15 protein-coding genes, 1 pseudogene and 1 riboswitch are annotated in these 17,493 nt (G+C 37.5%); of the genes and pseudogenes, 2 read left to right on the plus strand and 14 right to left on the minus strand.

What is annotated here, in order from left to right:
* Positions 1–33: 33 nt before the first annotated feature.
* The 7 genes and pseudogenes from ACFQ3N_RS11840 to ACFQ3N_RS11870 all read right to left on the minus strand — a co-directional run bounded on the left by ACFQ3N_RS11840 (position 34) and on the right by ACFQ3N_RS11870 (position 6,333).
* Complete coding sequence (locus ACFQ3N_RS11840) at positions 34–648, minus strand: branched-chain amino acid ABC transporter permease (RefSeq protein ID WP_390362681.1); 615 nt, start codon at positions 646–648, stop codon at positions 34–36.
* Entirely contained in the window at positions 617–1,501 is an 885-nt protein-coding gene (locus ACFQ3N_RS11845) for a branched-chain amino acid ABC transporter permease (protein WP_390362742.1), read from the minus strand. Before ACFQ3N_RS11845 ends, ACFQ3N_RS11840 begins: the two co-directional genes overlap by 32 nt.
* Before the next feature lie 84 nt (positions 1,502–1,585).
* Entirely contained in the window at positions 1,586–2,689 is a 1,104-nt protein-coding gene (locus tag ACFQ3N_RS11850; RefSeq protein WP_390362744.1) for an ABC transporter substrate-binding protein, read from the minus strand.
* A 941-nt stretch (positions 2,690–3,630) separates the two neighbouring features.
* Positions 3,631–4,095 (minus strand): annotated as a pseudogene (locus tag ACFQ3N_RS11855) (SDR family NAD(P)-dependent oxidoreductase); the annotation flags it as partial.
* 150 nt (positions 4,096–4,245) lie between these two features.
* Positions 4,246–5,430 carry a spr1629 family repressor/antitoxin gene (locus ACFQ3N_RS11860; RefSeq protein ID WP_390362683.1) on the minus strand — a complete coding sequence of 395 codons (1,185 nt, stop codon included), beginning with the start codon at positions 5,428–5,430 and terminating at the stop codon, positions 4,246–4,248.
* 27 nt (positions 5,431–5,457) lie between these two features.
* Positions 5,458–5,730 (minus strand): hypothetical protein, encoded by a 273-nt coding sequence (locus tag ACFQ3N_RS11865; RefSeq protein ID WP_390362685.1) that lies wholly within the window; start codon positions 5,728–5,730, stop codon positions 5,458–5,460.
* Positions 5,731–6,144: 414 nt separating this feature from the next.
* A complete protein-coding gene (locus tag ACFQ3N_RS11870) occupies positions 6,145–6,333 on the minus strand; it encodes a hypothetical protein (protein ID WP_390362687.1) in 189 nt (62 codons plus the stop codon).
* Positions 6,334–6,441: 108 nt separating this feature from the next.
* Here ACFQ3N_RS11870 and ACFQ3N_RS11875 point away from each other — a divergent pair, with 108 nt between their 5' ends.
* A complete protein-coding gene (locus ACFQ3N_RS11875) occupies positions 6,442–7,089 on the plus strand; it encodes an N-acetylmuramoyl-L-alanine amidase family protein (protein WP_390362689.1) in 648 nt (215 codons plus the stop codon).
* A gap of 545 nt (positions 7,090–7,634) precedes the next feature.
* Here ACFQ3N_RS11875 and ACFQ3N_RS11880 read toward each other — a convergent pair.
* Positions 7,635–8,180 (minus strand): GyrI-like domain-containing protein, encoded by a 546-nt coding sequence (locus ACFQ3N_RS11880; protein ID WP_390362691.1) that lies wholly within the window; start codon positions 8,178–8,180, stop codon positions 7,635–7,637.
* A gap of 494 nt (positions 8,181–8,674) precedes the next feature.
* The gene (locus ACFQ3N_RS11885; protein WP_390362693.1) at positions 8,675–10,060 is read right to left on the minus strand and encodes a sodium:solute symporter family protein; all 1,386 of its coding nucleotides are present in this window, start codon (positions 10,058–10,060) and stop codon (positions 8,675–8,677) included.
* A gap of 174 nt (positions 10,061–10,234) precedes the next feature.
* On the opposite strand from ACFQ3N_RS11885, the gene ACFQ3N_RS11890 reads away from it, so the two are divergent.
* Entirely contained in the window at positions 10,235–11,497 is a 1,263-nt protein-coding gene (locus tag ACFQ3N_RS11890; RefSeq protein ID WP_390362694.1) for a hypothetical protein, read from the plus strand.
* A 58-nt stretch (positions 11,498–11,555) separates the two neighbouring features.
* Here the strand turns inward: ACFQ3N_RS11890 and ACFQ3N_RS11895 are convergent, their stop codons facing one another.
* The 5 genes from ACFQ3N_RS11895 to ACFQ3N_RS11915 form a co-directional block, all read right to left on the minus strand.
* Positions 11,556–12,599, minus strand: coding sequence for a ribonucleotide-diphosphate reductase subunit beta (locus tag ACFQ3N_RS11895; RefSeq protein ID WP_390362695.1), 1,044 nt, complete (start codon positions 12,597–12,599; stop codon positions 11,556–11,558).
* Entirely contained in the window at positions 12,580–13,014 is a 435-nt protein-coding gene (locus ACFQ3N_RS11900; RefSeq protein WP_390362697.1) for a flavodoxin, read from the minus strand. Before ACFQ3N_RS11900 ends, ACFQ3N_RS11895 begins: the two co-directional genes overlap by 20 nt.
* On the minus strand, positions 13,011–15,236 hold the full coding sequence (locus ACFQ3N_RS11905) for a ribonucleoside-diphosphate reductase subunit alpha (protein ID WP_390362699.1): 2,226 nt from the start codon (positions 15,234–15,236) through the stop codon (positions 13,011–13,013). The genes ACFQ3N_RS11900 and ACFQ3N_RS11905 overlap by 4 nt, the downstream gene beginning before the upstream one ends.
* A 118-nt stretch (positions 15,237–15,354) precedes the next feature.
* Positions 15,355–15,547, minus strand: a riboswitch (cobalamin riboswitch).
* A gap of 97 nt (positions 15,548–15,644) precedes the next feature.
* Positions 15,645–16,259: a carbonate dehydratase gene (locus tag ACFQ3N_RS11910; protein WP_390362701.1), complete on the minus strand. Its 615-nt coding sequence runs from the start codon at positions 16,257–16,259 to the stop codon at positions 15,645–15,647.
* 672 nt (positions 16,260–16,931) lie between these two features.
* Positions 16,932–17,486, minus strand: a complete 555-nt coding sequence (locus ACFQ3N_RS11915) for a DUF3231 family protein (RefSeq protein ID WP_390362703.1) — start codon at positions 17,484–17,486, stop codon at positions 16,932–16,934.
* Positions 17,487–17,493: the final 7 nt, after the last annotated feature.

Raw genomic sequence — 17,493 nt, forward strand, 5'->3', positions numbered from 1 at the left:
GCGTACAAAAATAGAGTGCCAGATATACTGGTGTTATAAGGGTACCGAGAAAAACTTGACACAAACCCTTCCTACCCTGGAGTTATGTTGCCTAACAAAAAATGATATAATGAAAATAGTGACGATTAGTAATATAAAAAATACGTATAAACTAATTAACTGGTTATCTCTTAGTCCAATCATACTTGCTTCAAATCCAACTGTTTCTAGCATGCCACTTATTTCTCGACCTAAATGAGGAATGGAAGAGATTCCTATCGAACCATTTGTTACACTTACCCAGTTTACAAATATAACGCGAATTACTTCACCGAACCCTAAAGTGGCTATTGCTAAGAAAACACCTTGCAATCGTAGCGTTGGTATTCCTATTAAAATACCAACAGCAGCTGCAAATAATCCCCCTAATAAAATGCCAATTCCTATAGGTAACCCGAAATTCAATGTTAAAATAGCTGAGCTGTAAGCCCCTATAGCCATAAACCCTGCATGACCCAAAGATAACTGACCGGTTGAAAGGGTGATATAAATACTAACGCCCAAGATGATATTTATTAGGATAAATGACATCACTTGTAAATGATATGGATTGATTAATTCTTCTAACATATAAACATCACCGCCTTGCCTCTGGTAACGGTTTACCAAAGATTCCTTGTGGTCTAGCTAGTAATATAACTATAATTGCTATAAATGCGACAGCGTCACGATAACCTGATTCTCCAAAGACAACTATCATCGTTTCTGATAAGCCGAGTATTAATCCGCCAACCATTGCACCTCTTACACTGCCCATACCACCTAATATAATGATTGCTAAACCTTTCAGGCCCATTGATAGTCCCATTTGAGGGGCAACAGAATTAAATGCCATTCCTACTAAAATTCCTGCAATCCCCCCCATAACAGAAGCAATCACGACGGTCAATGTAATCATTTTTTTCGTATTTACGCCTAGTAAACTTGCTACTTGTATATTTTCAGCACATGCTCGAAGACCTTTTCCTGCTTTTGTTTTTGATAACCAAAAGGAAAGTCCTATCATTAATAAACAAGCGATTCCAAAGATGACAAATTGAACTAAATAAATGGTAACAGACCCGATTTGAAAACTAATTTCAGAAAACGTCGTATGGAATGGTTGGTTCCCTGCACCAAATAAATGGTGAGCTAAGTTTTCCAAAAAAATAGATACACCAATTGTACTAATTAACGGTGCAAGATGAGATACCCCTTTTTTACCTCTTAAAGGGCGTAATGCCAGCTTTTCTAAAAGTAAACCTAAGAGTGCCGTTACAATAATTGCAACAATAAATGCAACAGCAAGTGGTAATTCAAATGTATATGTAACAACAACACCCATAAAGGCGCCGAACATAAAGATTTCCCCGTGTGCCATATTTAAGATTCCTAAAACACCAAAAACTAACGTATAACCGAGCGCAATAATGGCATAAATACTTCCTAATGTTAATCCATTTATTAATTGTTCTAATAACAAGTGCATCTCACCTCTTCCTATTATCATAGTTGAAATATAGAGAGCGTGTATATTTACACACTCTCATTGTTGTTAAAAGGTTACTTATTCAAATAATTGAAATTTACCGTCCTTAATCGTTAATACTATCGGCTCCATGACAATATCCCCGTCCTCATCAAAGGACATTTCCCCAAGGACCCCCTCAAATCCACTAGTCTCAGCTAGTGCATCTCTGATTGCATCTCGATCATCACTACCTGCTTTTTCAATTGCGTCTGCTAATAAATGCAGAGCATCATAAGCTTGAGCAGCAAATTGGTCTGGCTCAAGGTCGAATTCTTCTTCATATTTCTCTGTAAATTGTTGTACCTTTGGATTATCAACACCAGCAAACCAAGGTGTTGCAACAATTAATCCCTCTGAAGCATCTCCGGCAATTTCAATAACCTCCGGCGAGTTGAATCCATTTCCTCCAACGAAAGGAACATCAATGCCAATTCTTCTTGCTTGGTTCATAATAACTGCTCCTTCATTGTAAAGAGCTGATGCAAGAATTAAGTCTGGGTCTACATCTTTAATCTTTGTGAGTTGTGCATTGTAATCCGATTGATCTCTTTGAAATGTTTCAATTGTTAAAATTTCTAAGCCCATATCCTTTGCGACTTTTTCCATCGTGTCAAAACCAGATTGCGTGAATACATCGTCATTCCCATATAACATGGCTACTGTTTCCACATCATACTTCTCTACCGCTGCTTCAATTGATGCAGGAATAGCCTGTGATTCAGGAATGGAATTTCTAAATATATAATCACCTATTTGAGGAATCCCTACCGCTGTTGTTGATGTGCCAATCGTTGGAACACCGTTTAGATCTGCCTCTGGCCCTACAACATTCATTTCATTACTTAAAGTAGGTCCTATAAGAACAGAAACATTATCAGAATTCATTAGTTTTTGAGCTGCAGATAAAGCTTGTTCTTGTTCACCAGCTGAATCTTCAATAATTAAATTTATGTCAACATTTCCTTCTTCCTTAACTTCCTCATTAGCAAGTTTTATTCCGTTAGTAATGGCTTCACCATAACCTGCACCGGACCCCGTTATAAAAGAAATTAAACCTACATCTACTTCGATTGATGATGAATCTCCCTCACCATCTCCATCTGTTGATTCGTCAGCACAAGCAGAAACTACAAATAGCATTGACACGGCAAAAATCGACAACAAAAACTTCACCAATTTAAAATCCCCCTTATTTTTATTATTTAAAAATACTATATAAAATAATTAGTAGTCTTAGAAATAAAAGTGTCAAAATTTGACACTTTATCAATCTACTACTATATAATATTTTTAAAATTAACAATTATTTCTTTATATATACTTACTATATTGAATGATTATACAATTGTAGTAATATTAAGTCAATAATTATTCAGAATCTTAAATTGTATAATAATGGTATAATAGTTTTAAAAAATAAAGTTTGAATGAATGTCGGTTTTGAGGGAAAAACAAGTAATTTTGTAACCTCCGAATGGACTTTCACTTTTCATTTGGAAAAATCCCACTTCTTCATCATAAGATACTATTTTTATAAAGCTTACTCCAACCTTGAAACCTTTTTAATCCTTCAGGTGTTTCTTAGAAAACTTGGCTTATCACCAAGCCTTAATGGTGAAAGCCTTAGTTGCACTTATGCAGATAAGAAAGTTTTATACTTTCCTATCTGCGAACAAAAGCGGAAGCGCCCGTTTAGCAACGTATGGACTGCGCCCGCGCATCGCAGGTGGTTCGAGTGGCGGTCTTAGTCGAACATCCACTAAAGTCTTAAGATAAAGGAAACACGAAGAGCGTAGCGATTCGATGGTGACTTATCGTAAGGAGGAGAAGGAAGTCACACTAGTCGCTGGCCGATGAAAACGCCAAATCGGCACTAGTACGTCGAAGCTGGACTGGGCTGTTTCAGTAATTTAAATATACGCAGCTTTCAATTTACACTTTCTTTATTTCCAAAAAAACATTATCTTCACCTAATAGACCCCACCCGATTATATTTAACGGATAGAGCCTATGTATGATTTCATCTTGTAGTTCTTCTATATTTCTAAATTAATAATTCAATTTCCTTATGCGAATTCAATTCAATGACTCTGATATATAGAAAGTCGCAGGAGACTTCCCTCCTTACTTGTGGGTTGATAATTTCGGTCTTCATATCTTAAATTCCAGCCATTTTCAACGGTATCATGATTTCTTATCAATTTAGCTTCAAGTGATTTCTGAGGAACTGGTGCAACCGCAGCCTCGACTGCTTCCGGATTTTTTTCACGGTATTCTTTAACCATAGGAGCTTCTGTTGTCCCTAGAGAAATAGCATTGGCTCGAATACCTTTATTTCCATATTCCGCAGTTTTTGTAATACCAGCAATACCATGTTTCGTTGCAGAATAAGTCCCAGCAGTTGCTTGACCGACTAATCCTGCTGTTGATGATGTATTGACGATAGCACCACCATTTTTCAACATTATTTCAAGTACATATTTAATACCATACAATCCACCACGCAGATCAATACCGATAACTTGATCGATGTCCTCTATCGTGTTTTCAGCGAATTTTAGACCTGGTCATCTGCACGAGAAATAATCATAATGTGATAACTATGGTTAATATTCTATCCTTTTTGTGGGAGTTAAAACATCAACTGAAGTCAGGTTAATTAACACCAAATATGGGCAGGGATAAGGCTCACTTAATTAATCAACTTTGAAATCTAGATCCCTAATCGTAAATTGCTGAGCTTGTTTATATTGATATTGTTTAAAAAAGTCTGCCTCTATACCAGTTAAGCTGGTCAAAAATCCTATATCGATTTCCATTGAATCCAGTAACTCATCTAATGATAAATATTTCTTTTCAAATAGTAATTGAAGTATACTCCTTATTTTTCCTGGCCGTGGCACTCGTAATTCTCTGTCAAGGGGTTCAATTTCCTTGTACTTTAACCTGTTAAGCATAATATTAAAGTACCTGTATTGCTGATATGAAATTAATTGCAAAGAATGCGCCCGGAAAGCTAATGCTTGGATAGATATCATCCATTTCCTTTTCAATTCCACATATGAATCTGGGTGCGAAACCTTAGAAATAGCTTTAAAATCCTCAGTAAACTCATTTTTTGGTAACAAAAAGGATCCAGCAAACAAGTTAGCCTCATGTTCATATTCCCTGAGGCTTTTTTTATCATGCAAAGCAAATTCAACTTTATAATGCAAAAGTAAATGCCCCAGTTCATGTGCTAAGTCAAAATTTCTTCTTGCAGCTGATTTTTTTAAATTTCCTAACATGATGTAGGGTTTATCGTCTGTGGACCACAAGCTATAAGCATCTATCTTGTCTCCTATTGCTTTTTCAAAAACAAATGCCCCATTTTTCTCAAGTAGAAACAATAGGTTGCTATTATCTTGTTCGCCTATATTTAAAAAACCTCTAGCATATTCCGCTGTTTTACTAATACATTCCTTTCTGCTCTCTTCATTATCATTCATCAATTCAATAACATTTTCACGTAATTCTCTTAGCCGATTTTCTGGAAACCGTAACTTACTATTCATAAGGTCAAGAAAGGCAATTAAATTCTCAATATGAGCAGCCTCAAATTGAGTTTTCTGCACACTATTCATTACTGAAGATCTGTAGGCTATATGATTGTGATTAACAAAGACTTTTTTATGTTTACTTAGAGAATCTTCTTTATAAAAGTATTTACTTTTTACGCTAAAAATTTCTTTTAGTCTATTCACAACCTCCATTTTAGGTGATACAAAACCATTTTCATATTGCCATACAGCTTGCTCCGTAACTCCTAGATCAATTCCTAATTGTTTTCTAGTAAATCCATGGAGAATACGAATGTTGGTCAAGTTTGTACCAACAAACATTTCCTTCCCTCCTTTTGAAGAGGAAGATTAATTTCCTTCTCCCTCTCCATCATCCTCATTTAGTTCATCTTCTGGTACAATATCATAATAAACTGCAGCAGGTGTGTCCGGTACATCAAACCCATCTTCAACCAGCACCTCATAATCACCTTCATCAAAGTTCACTGTGCTGGTACCAATAAACTCAGAAAGGTCTTCAATCTCATAGGTAACAATATAAAATTGATTAAAATCCTTTTCAAGTTCAAGTGCTTGAGGTTCATCCAGAAGCTTTAATGTTTCATCATCAAAAATGCTCATAATTTTTTTATCTTCATTTTTTTGGAAAATTAAGTAGAGCGATGGTTTCCAGCTTCCAAATGATAATCGACCTTCTCACGCTTGATTGAACGTTCTACAGAAGAGCGTCGTTTGAAGATTATTTTCCATTTATCTGTTTCCCTCGATGTTTTTGGGAACAAACGAAGGGTATCTTTATTGTGCGTATGGTAGGTTCGCCCGTACTTGGCAGTCGAGCAGGGTGATTCACAAGTGTTTTTCGTCCCACAAGCCAGTGGACAACGCTATTTCTGGCGGTTCTGCGAGTTCTCAAAGCCATTCAGCTTCATCTTTTTGCCGATTGGGCAAATTGGTACGCCTTTTGGTGCAAGTCACTGTTTTTAATATCATTTTCTATTAGCTCATAATGTTCCTTGTTATTGTATTGCTATATAGCTATAATTTCATCTTTATTTCGTTTACCCAACGTCCTATTAATTTTGAGCCATGTTTTATTTGGTTTGGGTATAAGTATGTATGAAAAAAATCATTAAATTCATCTAATTTTTCAGGTTTTATTATGTATAACCTCCTTCTGTAAACCATGTATTTCCCCCCTTGTTTACTACCTTCTTTTATTCCCATTCATTATTTCCCTGCAAAAAAGAACTTAATTTTAATAAAATAAGTTTATTATTTTCCTTATAGGGTTACGATTAACTATTAGCGTTAAAAAATTTAAAGGAGTTATACATGAAGTTAATTCAAATTATTACAGTTGGAGTTGGTTTCTTACTAGTATTCATTTCCACAGCATTTACTCTTGCTGAATCAGAACAGAATAAAAATACCAAGTCACCATTAGAAGGTTATAACATTGTTCTCGACCCAGGACATGGTGGAAAGGACCCGGGTGCAATCGGACTGGGTGGAGTACATGAAAAAGACTTCATTATGCCCACAACTTATAAAGTGGCGCAGCACTTGCGAGATGCAGGAGCTACGGTTATTCTAACAAGAACAGCAGACTACTTTGTTCCTTTAGGGGAACGAATACGTATAAGCAATTCGTATAATACCGATGCATTCATCAGCTTACATTACAACACATTTCCAACATATACAGTGAATGGTATTAGTACATTTTATTACACAAACGGTAATGATCGGAAACTCGCACATGAGATTCAATCCTCACTGGCTGCAAATGTTCCTCTTAAGAACAGAGGGATTATGCAAGGAGATTATCGTGTACTGAGAAAAAATAGTGATTTAGCAGTGCTTTTGGAACTAGGATTTATTACTAATCCTGATGATCTATCAACGGTTCAGACTTTGGAGTTTCAAAATGGCGTGGCCGAGGGTATTGTGGAAGGATTAAGAAGTTATTTTAGTAAATAGCTGTTTTCGCACACATGGTTGCTTTTTTATCTTCATAGTTGATATAAACTACCGAGATAACAGCAACGTCGTGATTTCCGCTCCGGGCAGTCGCTTTCTGTGGGCAGCTGGTGAGCTTCTTCATGCTGACGTATTTTTAGAATCTTACCTATGCCTATCCTCCCACAGGAGTCGACAGCCCTCCGCTCCAATCACTGAGTTGAAAATGGATGTAATGGAATTAAAGGGTGAATCAATCCTAACGAAGGAAACATGCGGAGACTCCTTGAAAATACAGACCTATTTTCTGCATGCGATGTAATGCTGCCGGAGCTTTCCTTGTCCTGCGGAGAAGCGAAAACGCTACAGACCCCACAGGGATCAGTCTTTGCGAGCGATAAGGCTCAGCGCGAGCCGGCGGAAAGCGTAGTATTTTTCCGCAGCAGTAGCAGAGCACTGATCGTGTTTTCAAGTTACACCGTAGTCTATATCTATTCACTCAAAAGCAACAAACTTTACGAAACAGCCTAGTAAATAGAAAAAAGACGTCATGTTTGACAGCTTTCTTATGGTTTAATTGGTATATTAATGGTTAATGTAGGTCTATCTTCTAATGGGTTATAAGAAACCGGATATGTTTCAAAACGGGACATATCTATGTCATTATTTAATAGGTAGCCTTCTTTTTCCATCCATTCATAAGTTTTGGTATAAGTATCTTCAATAATATCATTAGGATTATGCTCAACTGTAATATACTTCAGTGCTGGCACATTGATGATCTCCATTCCCTTAGGTAGTTTGTCGTGTCTGCTCACCTCACAACAAAGATAATACGTAAATCCTGCTTTTGTAACATCGAACGATAATCCATAATAGACATTTTTATCAATTCGATTAGAAATTTCTTTTAATCGCTCTTTAAATGACTGCATCATTACCTTTATTTCACCCGCTTTAGCTTGCTGAAAGGTTCCCTGCCAGGAATCACCTATGGCCGTAAATTGTTTTTTAAACGTTATTGTTGGCTTCATTCGGATCAACAACTCCTTATTCTTAACAATTTCGCTATCTACACGTACTAATCCTGTTTTAAAATACGTACTATACAAAATTGTCCCCACCAGTAACGAAATTAATCCTTTATCGCGCGTGTTTAGGGCTTTATTGCGCTACTTTTTAGTGGACCCGAGTAACTTTTTTTGATTATTGCGCTTCTTTTGGCGGTTATCGCTCGTGTTTACCTCATTATTGCGCTACTTTCCTGCTGTGACGCGCGTCCTCCGATTTATTAAAATAATATTTTCTGGTCTGCAGAAAATTTCCCTTTTGATTACTTTTTTTTACTAGTTCTTACTACTGTAATCGATTATGAAGTGAAATAATGGTTATCCAATACGATAGTAGATATTAGAAAACTTGGCATTCGTTTTATGGATTCTTGGTAAGCGTACTTTGCTTTCTTAGAAGCGCTTATGCTTTGGAGTGCAAGTCTTAATGGCGAATGACCTAGTTGCACTTATGCAAATAAGAAAGTTTTTACTTTCTTATTTGCTAAGTAAAGGCTGCCTCAACTATTTGAGGCAGCCTTTCGAAGCCGGTTTGTTTATTTTTTACCAGAAGTCATTAATGTCACTACAATCAACACAATAATCGCAACTGGTAAGGCAATAATAACGCTGTTTAGTTCAAATGGCTTTCCTAATACAATTTCCCACAATAATGTGGTTACAACTCCTGCAATCATGGAGGAAATACCTCCAATTGCATTTACGCGCTTCCAGAAAAATACTGCGAGCAGTGCTGGTGTTAATCCTGCTCCGTAAACGGTGTATGCGTACATTTGTACTTCCAACACTGTTGGGAAGTAGCTGATTAAAATAAAGGAGATAACTCCTAATAAGACGATAAAAATCTTTGTGATTCTCAATAGTTGCCTGTCCGATGCATCTTTTTGAATATATTTACCAATGATGTCATAGGTTACGTTTGTTGCAGCAGACAATAGATACGAGTTACCAGTTGTTACGATAAACGCTGTAGCAGCTGCTAATAATATACCCCCAACTATCGTTGGCATTACTGTTGTAGTTGCCATTAATGCCATGCCTGGATCTATATCCGGGAATAGTGATCTTGAGGCAAAGGCGATGAATGAAATGGCTGGTGATATGAGCACCATTCCGATCAACCAACCGATTTGAGCTTTTTTCGCTGACTTTCCTCCTTTTGATGAGGCAAGTCGTTGATACATATTTTGATCACCTAATAATAGAAATAATGATGGCAATAGAAACCCGAGTAATTGAATACTATTCAGGGTCCCAGTTGCTGTTAGATGTTCTGCAGGGACATTTGCCGTAATCTCGTCCCAGCCGCCAGCGATCACAAATATCGTTGGCAGGGTAATAAATAATGCAGCTATCGCTAAGAATGCACTTAATGCATCTGTTGGAGCAACAGAGCGTAATCCCCCAATTGATGCCAAAAAGATGATTAAGAAAGCACCAATTATCGTTCCTACTTCAACTGACATCCCTGTTGTTACATTTAAGATAAATCCAAGTCCTGTCATTTGATAGGAAACAATTCCGACAAAAGCTAGGATAATTATAATACTTGCAATCATTCTGGCAGTGGCTCCATACTTAGCCTCAAGAATTCCAGATACCGTATATTTACCGAATTCTCGAATTTTTGGTGCGATCAGGTAGAGGATTCCAATACCAACTAATGTCGGAATCATCATTAGGAGTGCGGGAGTAATACCATAGGTGAAGGCCATCGACGTTTCCCCACCTGAAATACTTCCGCTTCCTGTCCATGTTGCGAGTAGTGTACCAGTTAACACAATGGTTCCAAGACCTTTTCCTGCAAGAATAAAGTCTTCACTGTTCGAAATTTTTCGTGAGAAATAAATCCCCATTATAATCATAATTAGTCCATAGGCTCCGACAAACCAAAGTAGTGTCGGGTTATGTGTGAATTCCATGTTGTTACGCTCCCATTCTCTGTTTATTTCTTAGGATGTTATTTTTGAGCTAAGCTATACATTACCACTATAAAAGCAAGCTCGCGTGGAGGACATTGTATAGGTTACTGGAATTACAATTCAATATCAAGTTATACTAACAGAAACACATTACGTAAAAGTGAGGTTTTCATAATGAAAGATCAACTAAAAGAAGCGATTATTCATACGAGCGAAACGTTTGGTTTAGATAACTACTATTTAAATCGACACCATATTTTCCGGGAAAAAAATAATTTTCACCAAACAAATTATATTTTAAATATGGAATGGATTCCAAATGATGCAGACAAAACAGATGAGGACCACATTCCGTCTGGAACTACAATCATTGATATGGAGTTACATACGAAAACACTTAAGCGGATCGTTTTCACACAAGGTACAAGTAATGCAAAGGAAGAGCTGTACCCAAGTTCCGATTCAGAGAGTATTATCGAGTGGATAGAGGGGATAACTGGCTATCAATACGGACATCAATTTCAGATTTCACACCAGGAAGAGGATGCAATTACATTTCGTGCTGCTGTAGACAATGTTGGTGTGATCCCATCAGGAAAGATGGAAGTTGAATTAGAAGGGGACATGATGACACTCTTTACCATTGATGGGGTGTTTCCGAGTGAAGATAAGATAATCTGGGAACCTTTTTCTTTAACTTCAGATCAAGTCGAACCACTAGCTATGGATCAATGTAAAATAACCGAAGTCCCCTTAGAAGAACAGGAAATCTGGCTACCGGTTTATGGTATTGAAAAAACAATCATTACGAATGATGGAAGTCGTACGATTCCAGTAGAGGCGGTGGAACAAGCAGGTGTTGAGGTTAAATTAGACACAGTTTTGGAATGGGATGAGCCAATTAAAGAAGCATTTGAGCGAGCAGAAATAGACTTATCCCCGGAGGTAACAGTTGAACAAGCTATAGCAAATGAACCTCACCCAGATCTTCTTCCGATAACAGAAGAGGCTCAGGAAAAGAGTACAGAAGAAGCGAGACGATTTCTACAGCGTGAATTCCCTGATGAAAGTTCTCAACTAAAATTGACTAGTCTGTTACGGGAAAACGGCTATTTAATCGCTAACCTAGAACCAGTAGACAGCGGAAACCGTATTATTGAACGAAAAATAAAATTGGTTATGGACGACGTAAATTTTAACGTTTTAAATTATACGGACAATAACGTAGTACTAGAAATGTTCCAGTTTTACGAGTCAGCTGAGAAACCAACTATATCCAAGGATGAGGCTTACAAAAAGCTGTACGAGCATATTGAAGTCACGCCTGTTTATGTGTACGACCCTAAGATAGAAAGCTACATTATGTGCGGAATGATTGATTGTGCATATGGTGTAAATGCTGTGAGCGGGGAAGTTATTTTGTTAAAGGAAATGTAAGTTCACAAGGGAGGAAACAGCACAATGTGTTGTTTCCTCCCTCTTATTTTCTAACATACTAAAGATCATCAAACCCATTTAAATCACTTGTCTTTGTATATTGCCTGGATTTTTGCTCAAAAAAATCTGTTTTGGTTCCATCAAAATTGTCCACATAGGCTCTAATCCACTTCATTGGATTTTCCGTATATTCTGGATAAATTTCGCTCAGTCCCATCATACGAAGCATTTTGTTTGCACGATATTTGATATATCCTGCCATTTCATCTAAATCTATTCCATTAATATCAGTTAATACATAGGTTGACCACTCCATTTCAAGATCAACTGATTTTTCAACGTGTGTGTACACCCAGTCTGTAAAGGTTTTCGTATTAAAGACTGGATTCTCTGCTAAGGTAGCACGAAACAATTCAGCGATAAACCGCCCATGCTCCAATTCATCACGATTAATATAGCTAATCATAGTGGATGTCCCTACCATTTTGTTATTTCTTGCTAGATGATAGAAAAACGCAAATCCTGAATAAAAGAACATACCTTCTAAAAGGGAAGTGTACACCATCGTCTTTAAGATATTTTCCATAGATGGTTCTTCCACAAACGAATTATATTGCTCGATTAAATGCTTGTTTCTTTTTAACAATGCAGGATCTTTGCGTCCTAATTGGAACGATTCATTTTGTTCATCTAAGGAGACAACTGATGACAGGACATAAGAATAGCTCTCATTATGAACCGCTTCCTGCTGGGCAATTACAGCCATAATCGATTGAACAGAAACATCCGTTGCATACAAAGATAAAAGTAATGCGGTTCTGGTTTGCGGCCCGTCTAATGTTGAGAGCAGACCAATTATTCTTAAGTAAGCTTCTTTTTCGGCCTCCGTTAGAGAAGAAAATTGCCGAACATCCCCCGACATATTCACCTCATCAGCCTGCCAGTAATTCCCGATTAACCGTTTATATATTTTGTACCAATGCGGATAAGCAATATCGTTCCAGTTTAATATTCCACTCGATTCTCCGCCAAATAATCCAGTTGATTTATTGGGATGCAGCGGTTCTAGTGTTTTTGCTTTTTCAAGCAAGTGTTTTGGCATCATGAAACACTCCTTCCACCCATTTTTCTACTAGTTGTTCTTGGCTTCCCCGTGGTGATTGCTCTATTTTCAACCCTGTCCATCTACTTTGGTAAAATGTTTCAAGCTTATCTACAGCTTTACAAAATAGAGCATCCCCACCAAATTGCGTATCACCTGTACCAAAAACGGCTACATTTCGAGGCTTGTAGCCCACTTCCAACACGAAATCCTTCACTTCATCTGGTGTTTGCCCCTTATCCCAAGTAAAAGTTCCAAGAAAAATATAATCGTATACTGCTGCGTTAACTGGTCGGTCTATGCCAATTCGGTGCCTAACTATTGTGCACCTATCTTCTGTTAATTTTCGTTCAATGATTTCTGCTACTTCTGTTGTGTTTCCGCTGTACGATAAGTATGCTAGTAAAATCTTCAACTTTCACACCACTCACATTCTTCTATATCATTCGAGGATGAACGTACATAATACGTTGTTTTCAATCCTTCCTTCCATGCTTGTAAATGCAAATCTAGTAACACGGAGGCCTTTATTGTATTTGGTACATAAAAGTTAAATGAAATACTTTGATCGATATGCTTTTGTCGTGCTGCATTTTGTCTAACAGACCAGCGTTGATCCAATATATAGGCAGATCTTCGATAGATATCATATGTTTTGTGATTCAAATCAGGTGCAGTCGTCGGTATTTTGAAATCCTTTTTTTCTTCGCTATAAAATGTATTAAAAATCGGATCGATACTAGCAGTAGACCCCGCGATCATCGAGGTTGTAGAGTTTGGCGCAACTGCCATAAGATACCCATTACGAATTCCATATTGAGCAACATCATTTCTTAACGCAAGCCACTTTTCATCAGAATAACCTTTTTGTGAAAAATAAGCTCCCGTATGCCATTTACTTCCTGCAAAGCAGGGATAATTTCCTTTTTCTTTACTTAACTCCATACTATTTGTAATCGTTAAATAGGCAATTTTCTCATATAACTCATCTGCATAATTAACCGCTTCATCTGATTCCCATTTCAGGTTTTCAAGTGCTAAAAGATGATGCCAGCCAAAGGTGCCAAGCCCTATTGCCCGATATTTCTGATTCGTTAACTGTGTTTGCTTAATTGGTAATGTATTAATATCAATGACATTATCAAGCATGCGTATTTGGATCTTGATGAGACGCTCCAATATATCATCAGGAACCGCTCTCCCTAAATTAATGGAACTCAAATTACATACCACATAGTCACCGGATTTATACTTTTTAACGATCGTGTTATCATTTTCCAGAAATTCCTCCAAAAATTCAGTTGGAGACTGATTCTGGGTTATTTCCGTACATAAATTGGAACAGTAGATGATCCCTTTATGATGATTACTATTCTGTCTATTCACTTCATCACGATAAAACATGAACGGTGTACCTGACTCCAGTTGGGATTTCATAATTCGTTTCATGATTTCAATAGCAGGAATCTTCTTTTTGGATAACAATTTCGAATCTACACATTCCTGATATCGTTCACGCCAGGACCCTCGGGTTTTTTCTTCATCATAAAAATCTTCCAGTGAGTATCCCATCACTTGACGAACTTCATGTGGGTCAAATAAATACCAGTCACCACGCTTGTCCACTTGCTCCATAAAATAATCAGGCAGACTCACGCCAGTAAAAATATCATGGGCACGTAAACGGTCATCCCCATTATTCAGTTTCAAATCAAGAAAAGCTTCAATATCCATATGCCAAATATCTAGGTAGATGGCAATGGCGCCTTTACGCGTACCTAATTGGTCCACATTAACAGCAGTATTATTGAGCTGTTTAATCCACGGAACGACACCACTGCTCATACCAGTATATCCTTTAATCGAACTGCCTCGACTACGGATTTTCCCCATGTATACACCAATACCTCCACCGTTTTTAGAAAGCTTGGCAATATCGGTGTTACTATCATAAATCGATTGAAGACTATCATCGACTGTATCAATGAAACAACTGGATAGTTGCCCATGTGATTTTCCTGCATTGGTTAGAGTTGGGGTAGCAACCGTCATATAAAGATTACTCAATGCCCAATATGCTTCGGTTACTAATTGGCTCCGTTTCGATAAAGGTTCATCCTGCATGACATACATCGCAATAATCATCCAACGCTCTTGTGGAAGCTCATATGTATTTTTTTCGTAATCCGTGGCTAAGTATCTTGTTGCCAATGTAAACAGACCTAAATAATCAAACAGCAAATCACGCTTTGGATCGATTTGCTCTGCAAGATAATCAATTTCTTCTTTCGTATATTTGGTGATGATCTTATTTGCATAAATTCCTTTTTCTGTCAGGGTTTGGATAAGTTCATAAAAATTCCCATACCGAATAGCGGCATCATAATGTCGATTTTCTGCTGCCTGGCGGTACAGGTCCTGTAAGTATAATCGACTTGCTACATACGTCCAGTCAGGGGTGGATTCATCTATATTTTCAAGTGCTAATTTAATTAGACTTTCATACATTTCCTCTCGATTTGATAATAACTTCAAAGCCTTTTTCTGGTAAGCGTCTACATCCAGATCCAACCCTCTCACTGCTTTGTCAATAATATGATTTATTTCCTGTTCAGGTTTTGTTGTTGTGATTGTCATACTAATTCCTCCCTTTTTTCCCCATTAAAAAACGCTCACCCAAAGGATGAACGGTTAAAAAACGATAGAAATTACGTATCTATATCTCTACCGTTTCAACTTCTCTCACCCCGGAGAAATGAAACTACAAGTTATGGCAGGTCTCCTGACTTGTGCTTCTGCCTACTAGAGCCCTTCCCGTATCATAGCCGTAAAGCATGTGATACAGTGGATTACTCGTTCGTCCACACTTACAGTTGCGGGGGCAGTCCTAGATTTGAACTAGGTTCCCTTTTAAGACAACGTGTGTCACCTTAACTCGTAATTACTATATATAGTTGCTTGCATTTTTATTTTACCAATATATTGTATTTAAATCCTATCATAGAAAAAATAACTTCGCAATGATTATTTCCGATAGGCAGTAAGTTATGAAAATGCTAACGGAGTATTTTCATAGTATGATTTGCCTAATCGATAATAATGGTCAACAATTTCCTGATTAAGATTTTTATGTTCTTCAGGTACCATTGGAAGTTGATCTGCATCCTCTTGTTTCCATACAGAATAGCCAGGTGGAACAAAACGATTATCAGCTATCGTTACTCTGTTTGTTACCGTTGCACCATGCATAACTACACAGTTTCGTCCAATTACTGCATCATAAATATTAGCATGTTGTCCTACAAATGTATTACGTCCAATAAATAATGGTCCGTGTACTGCTGCATGATGTAATACACTGATCTCCCCCTCTAAGTAAACACCCCATTTCCTGCCGTCGATTTCCACATGCGCACTCCCCGGATGAACGTGCATTAATACATAATCCTGTATATTAGTATACGGACCAATATAGTAAGGATATCCTGAATCTGCTCGAAGTAAGTTTTTAAATCCTATATAAACGTCATCATCTATCGTAATATCACCGATTACGGTCGATTCGGTACCAATTACTGCCTTGTTACTAATTGTAGGATAACTTATATTTTTGACCTCTTGAACTGGGGGATTTTGATATATTATTGGTTTTTGTACCATAGCGAACACCTCCTATTTATCTATCCATACCTAGGTTATGTATAAAAAAGGTAAATAGTTCGATGTAATAAGAAAAGCGTAAGCGCCCTGAAAGACACGACCGCATAAGCAAAACGGCTGGAGAAAGGTAGTTTTTCCTTTCGCAAGACGGATTGCTTATGTCGCGAGTGGCTGGGCGCTGGAGCTAGACATGGCTCTTGCTGACAAGAAACTTTATAGTACCAAAATTTTATACTTTCCTTACCTTTTAGAAAACTTGGCTTATCGCCAAGCCTTAATGGCGAAAGCCTTAGTTGCACTTATGTAGATAAGAAAGTTTTATACTTTCCTATCTACTAATAAAAGCTAGAAGCGCCCTTACAGGCTAAGTTCGCCACGTCCTTGAAAAAGTAAAGCACTTTTTCTGCGTGCGATGTTTCTCATTGAAGCTTTCCTTGTCCTGTGGCAACGCCTGTAACTAGCACGTCCTGTGCGTCATAGCGACGTATGGGCTGCGCACGCATAGCGGGTGGGTCGTTGCCACAGAGCGACAAAGTTAGTCTATCTTTCTTAAAGGAACATGCCCCTTCATAGGCTCCTAATTTTATAATTTAAGTAATTAAAAAACCCAGCACATTTATAATATGCGCGGGGTAATGACCTTCATAGGATACAGGGTTATTGGGGAAATAGTTAATTTTTTGGAGATCCGGGTGGATAATAAAAGGGCGGCACCTTTAACCATCCGCGTTTTCGCATTAGCGTTTTTAATGTTGTTCCTAACACAACCCATTCCGAATAAAAGTTCAACCAAACCATCCCAATATCATTTCGAATCGAATCCCCTTGTCCTTTTGCACATGCTTGCATGCATACGATTAATTTAAATGCTACTCCATTAGCAATCTCATCATCTGTTAGCTTTACACCGAGCGGAATTTCATTGGGCTCTGATTTAGGTTTTGCTGAAGTTACATCTGGTAAGGGAATACCCTCTTCTTTCATAATCGTACTTAATTTTTTAATATGTGATTCACACTGCTTGATCACATCATTTAACATTTCTTTTACTTCATCATCTGTCGTTGTATTCAAACCTATTTCTTCATATCGTATAAATTCTTCTACCATGGTAATATATTTCCAACAATCCCCTGCTTCAATGATATTAAATGGTGATTTAGGTTCATTTGTGTTATCAACTGCAGTTTTAAGCAAATTCCATGCTGCTTCAAATGGATTTGACACATTTTCA

Origin of the sequence: Virgibacillus byunsanensis (genome assembly GCF_042675965.1) — a bacterium.
GTDB classification, from domain to species: domain Bacteria; phylum Bacillota; class Bacilli; order Bacillales; family Amphibacillaceae; genus Virgibacillus_R; species Virgibacillus_R byunsanensis.

Excerpts from the sequence above, each read along its gene's own strand:
- ACFQ3N_RS11875 (WP_390362689.1), top strand. The coding sequence starts at position 6,442 with ATGAAGTTAATTCAAATTATTACAGTTGGAGTTGGTTTCTTACTAGTA.
- ACFQ3N_RS11865 (WP_390362685.1), bottom strand. The coding sequence starts at position 5,730 with ATGAGCATTTTTGATGATGAAACATTAAAGCTTCTGGATGAACCTCAA.
- ACFQ3N_RS11895 (WP_390362695.1), bottom strand. The coding sequence starts at position 12,599 with ATGCCAAAACACTTGCTTGAAAAAGCAAAAACACTAGAACCGCTGCAT.
- ACFQ3N_RS11890 (WP_390362694.1), top strand. The coding sequence starts at position 10,235 with ATGAAAGATCAACTAAAAGAAGCGATTATTCATACGAGCGAAACGTTT.
- ACFQ3N_RS11885 (WP_390362693.1), bottom strand. The coding sequence starts at position 10,060 with ATGGAATTCACACATAACCCGACACTACTTTGGTTTGTCGGAGCCTAT.
- ACFQ3N_RS11905 (WP_390362699.1), bottom strand. The coding sequence starts at position 15,236 with ATGACAATCACAACAACAAAACCTGAACAGGAAATAAATCATATTATT.
- ACFQ3N_RS11860 (WP_390362683.1), bottom strand. The coding sequence starts at position 5,430 with ATGTTTGTTGGTACAAACTTGACCAACATTCGTATTCTCCATGGATTT.
- ACFQ3N_RS11910 (WP_390362701.1), bottom strand. The coding sequence starts at position 16,259 with ATGGTACAAAAACCAATAATATATCAAAATCCCCCAGTTCAAGAGGTC.
- ACFQ3N_RS11850 (WP_390362744.1), bottom strand. The coding sequence starts at position 2,689 with ATGCTATTTGTAGTTTCTGCTTGTGCTGACGAATCAACAGATGGAGAT.
- ACFQ3N_RS11870 (WP_390362687.1), bottom strand. The coding sequence starts at position 6,333 with ATGGGAATAAAAGAAGGTAGTAAACAAGGGGGGAAATACATGGTTTAC.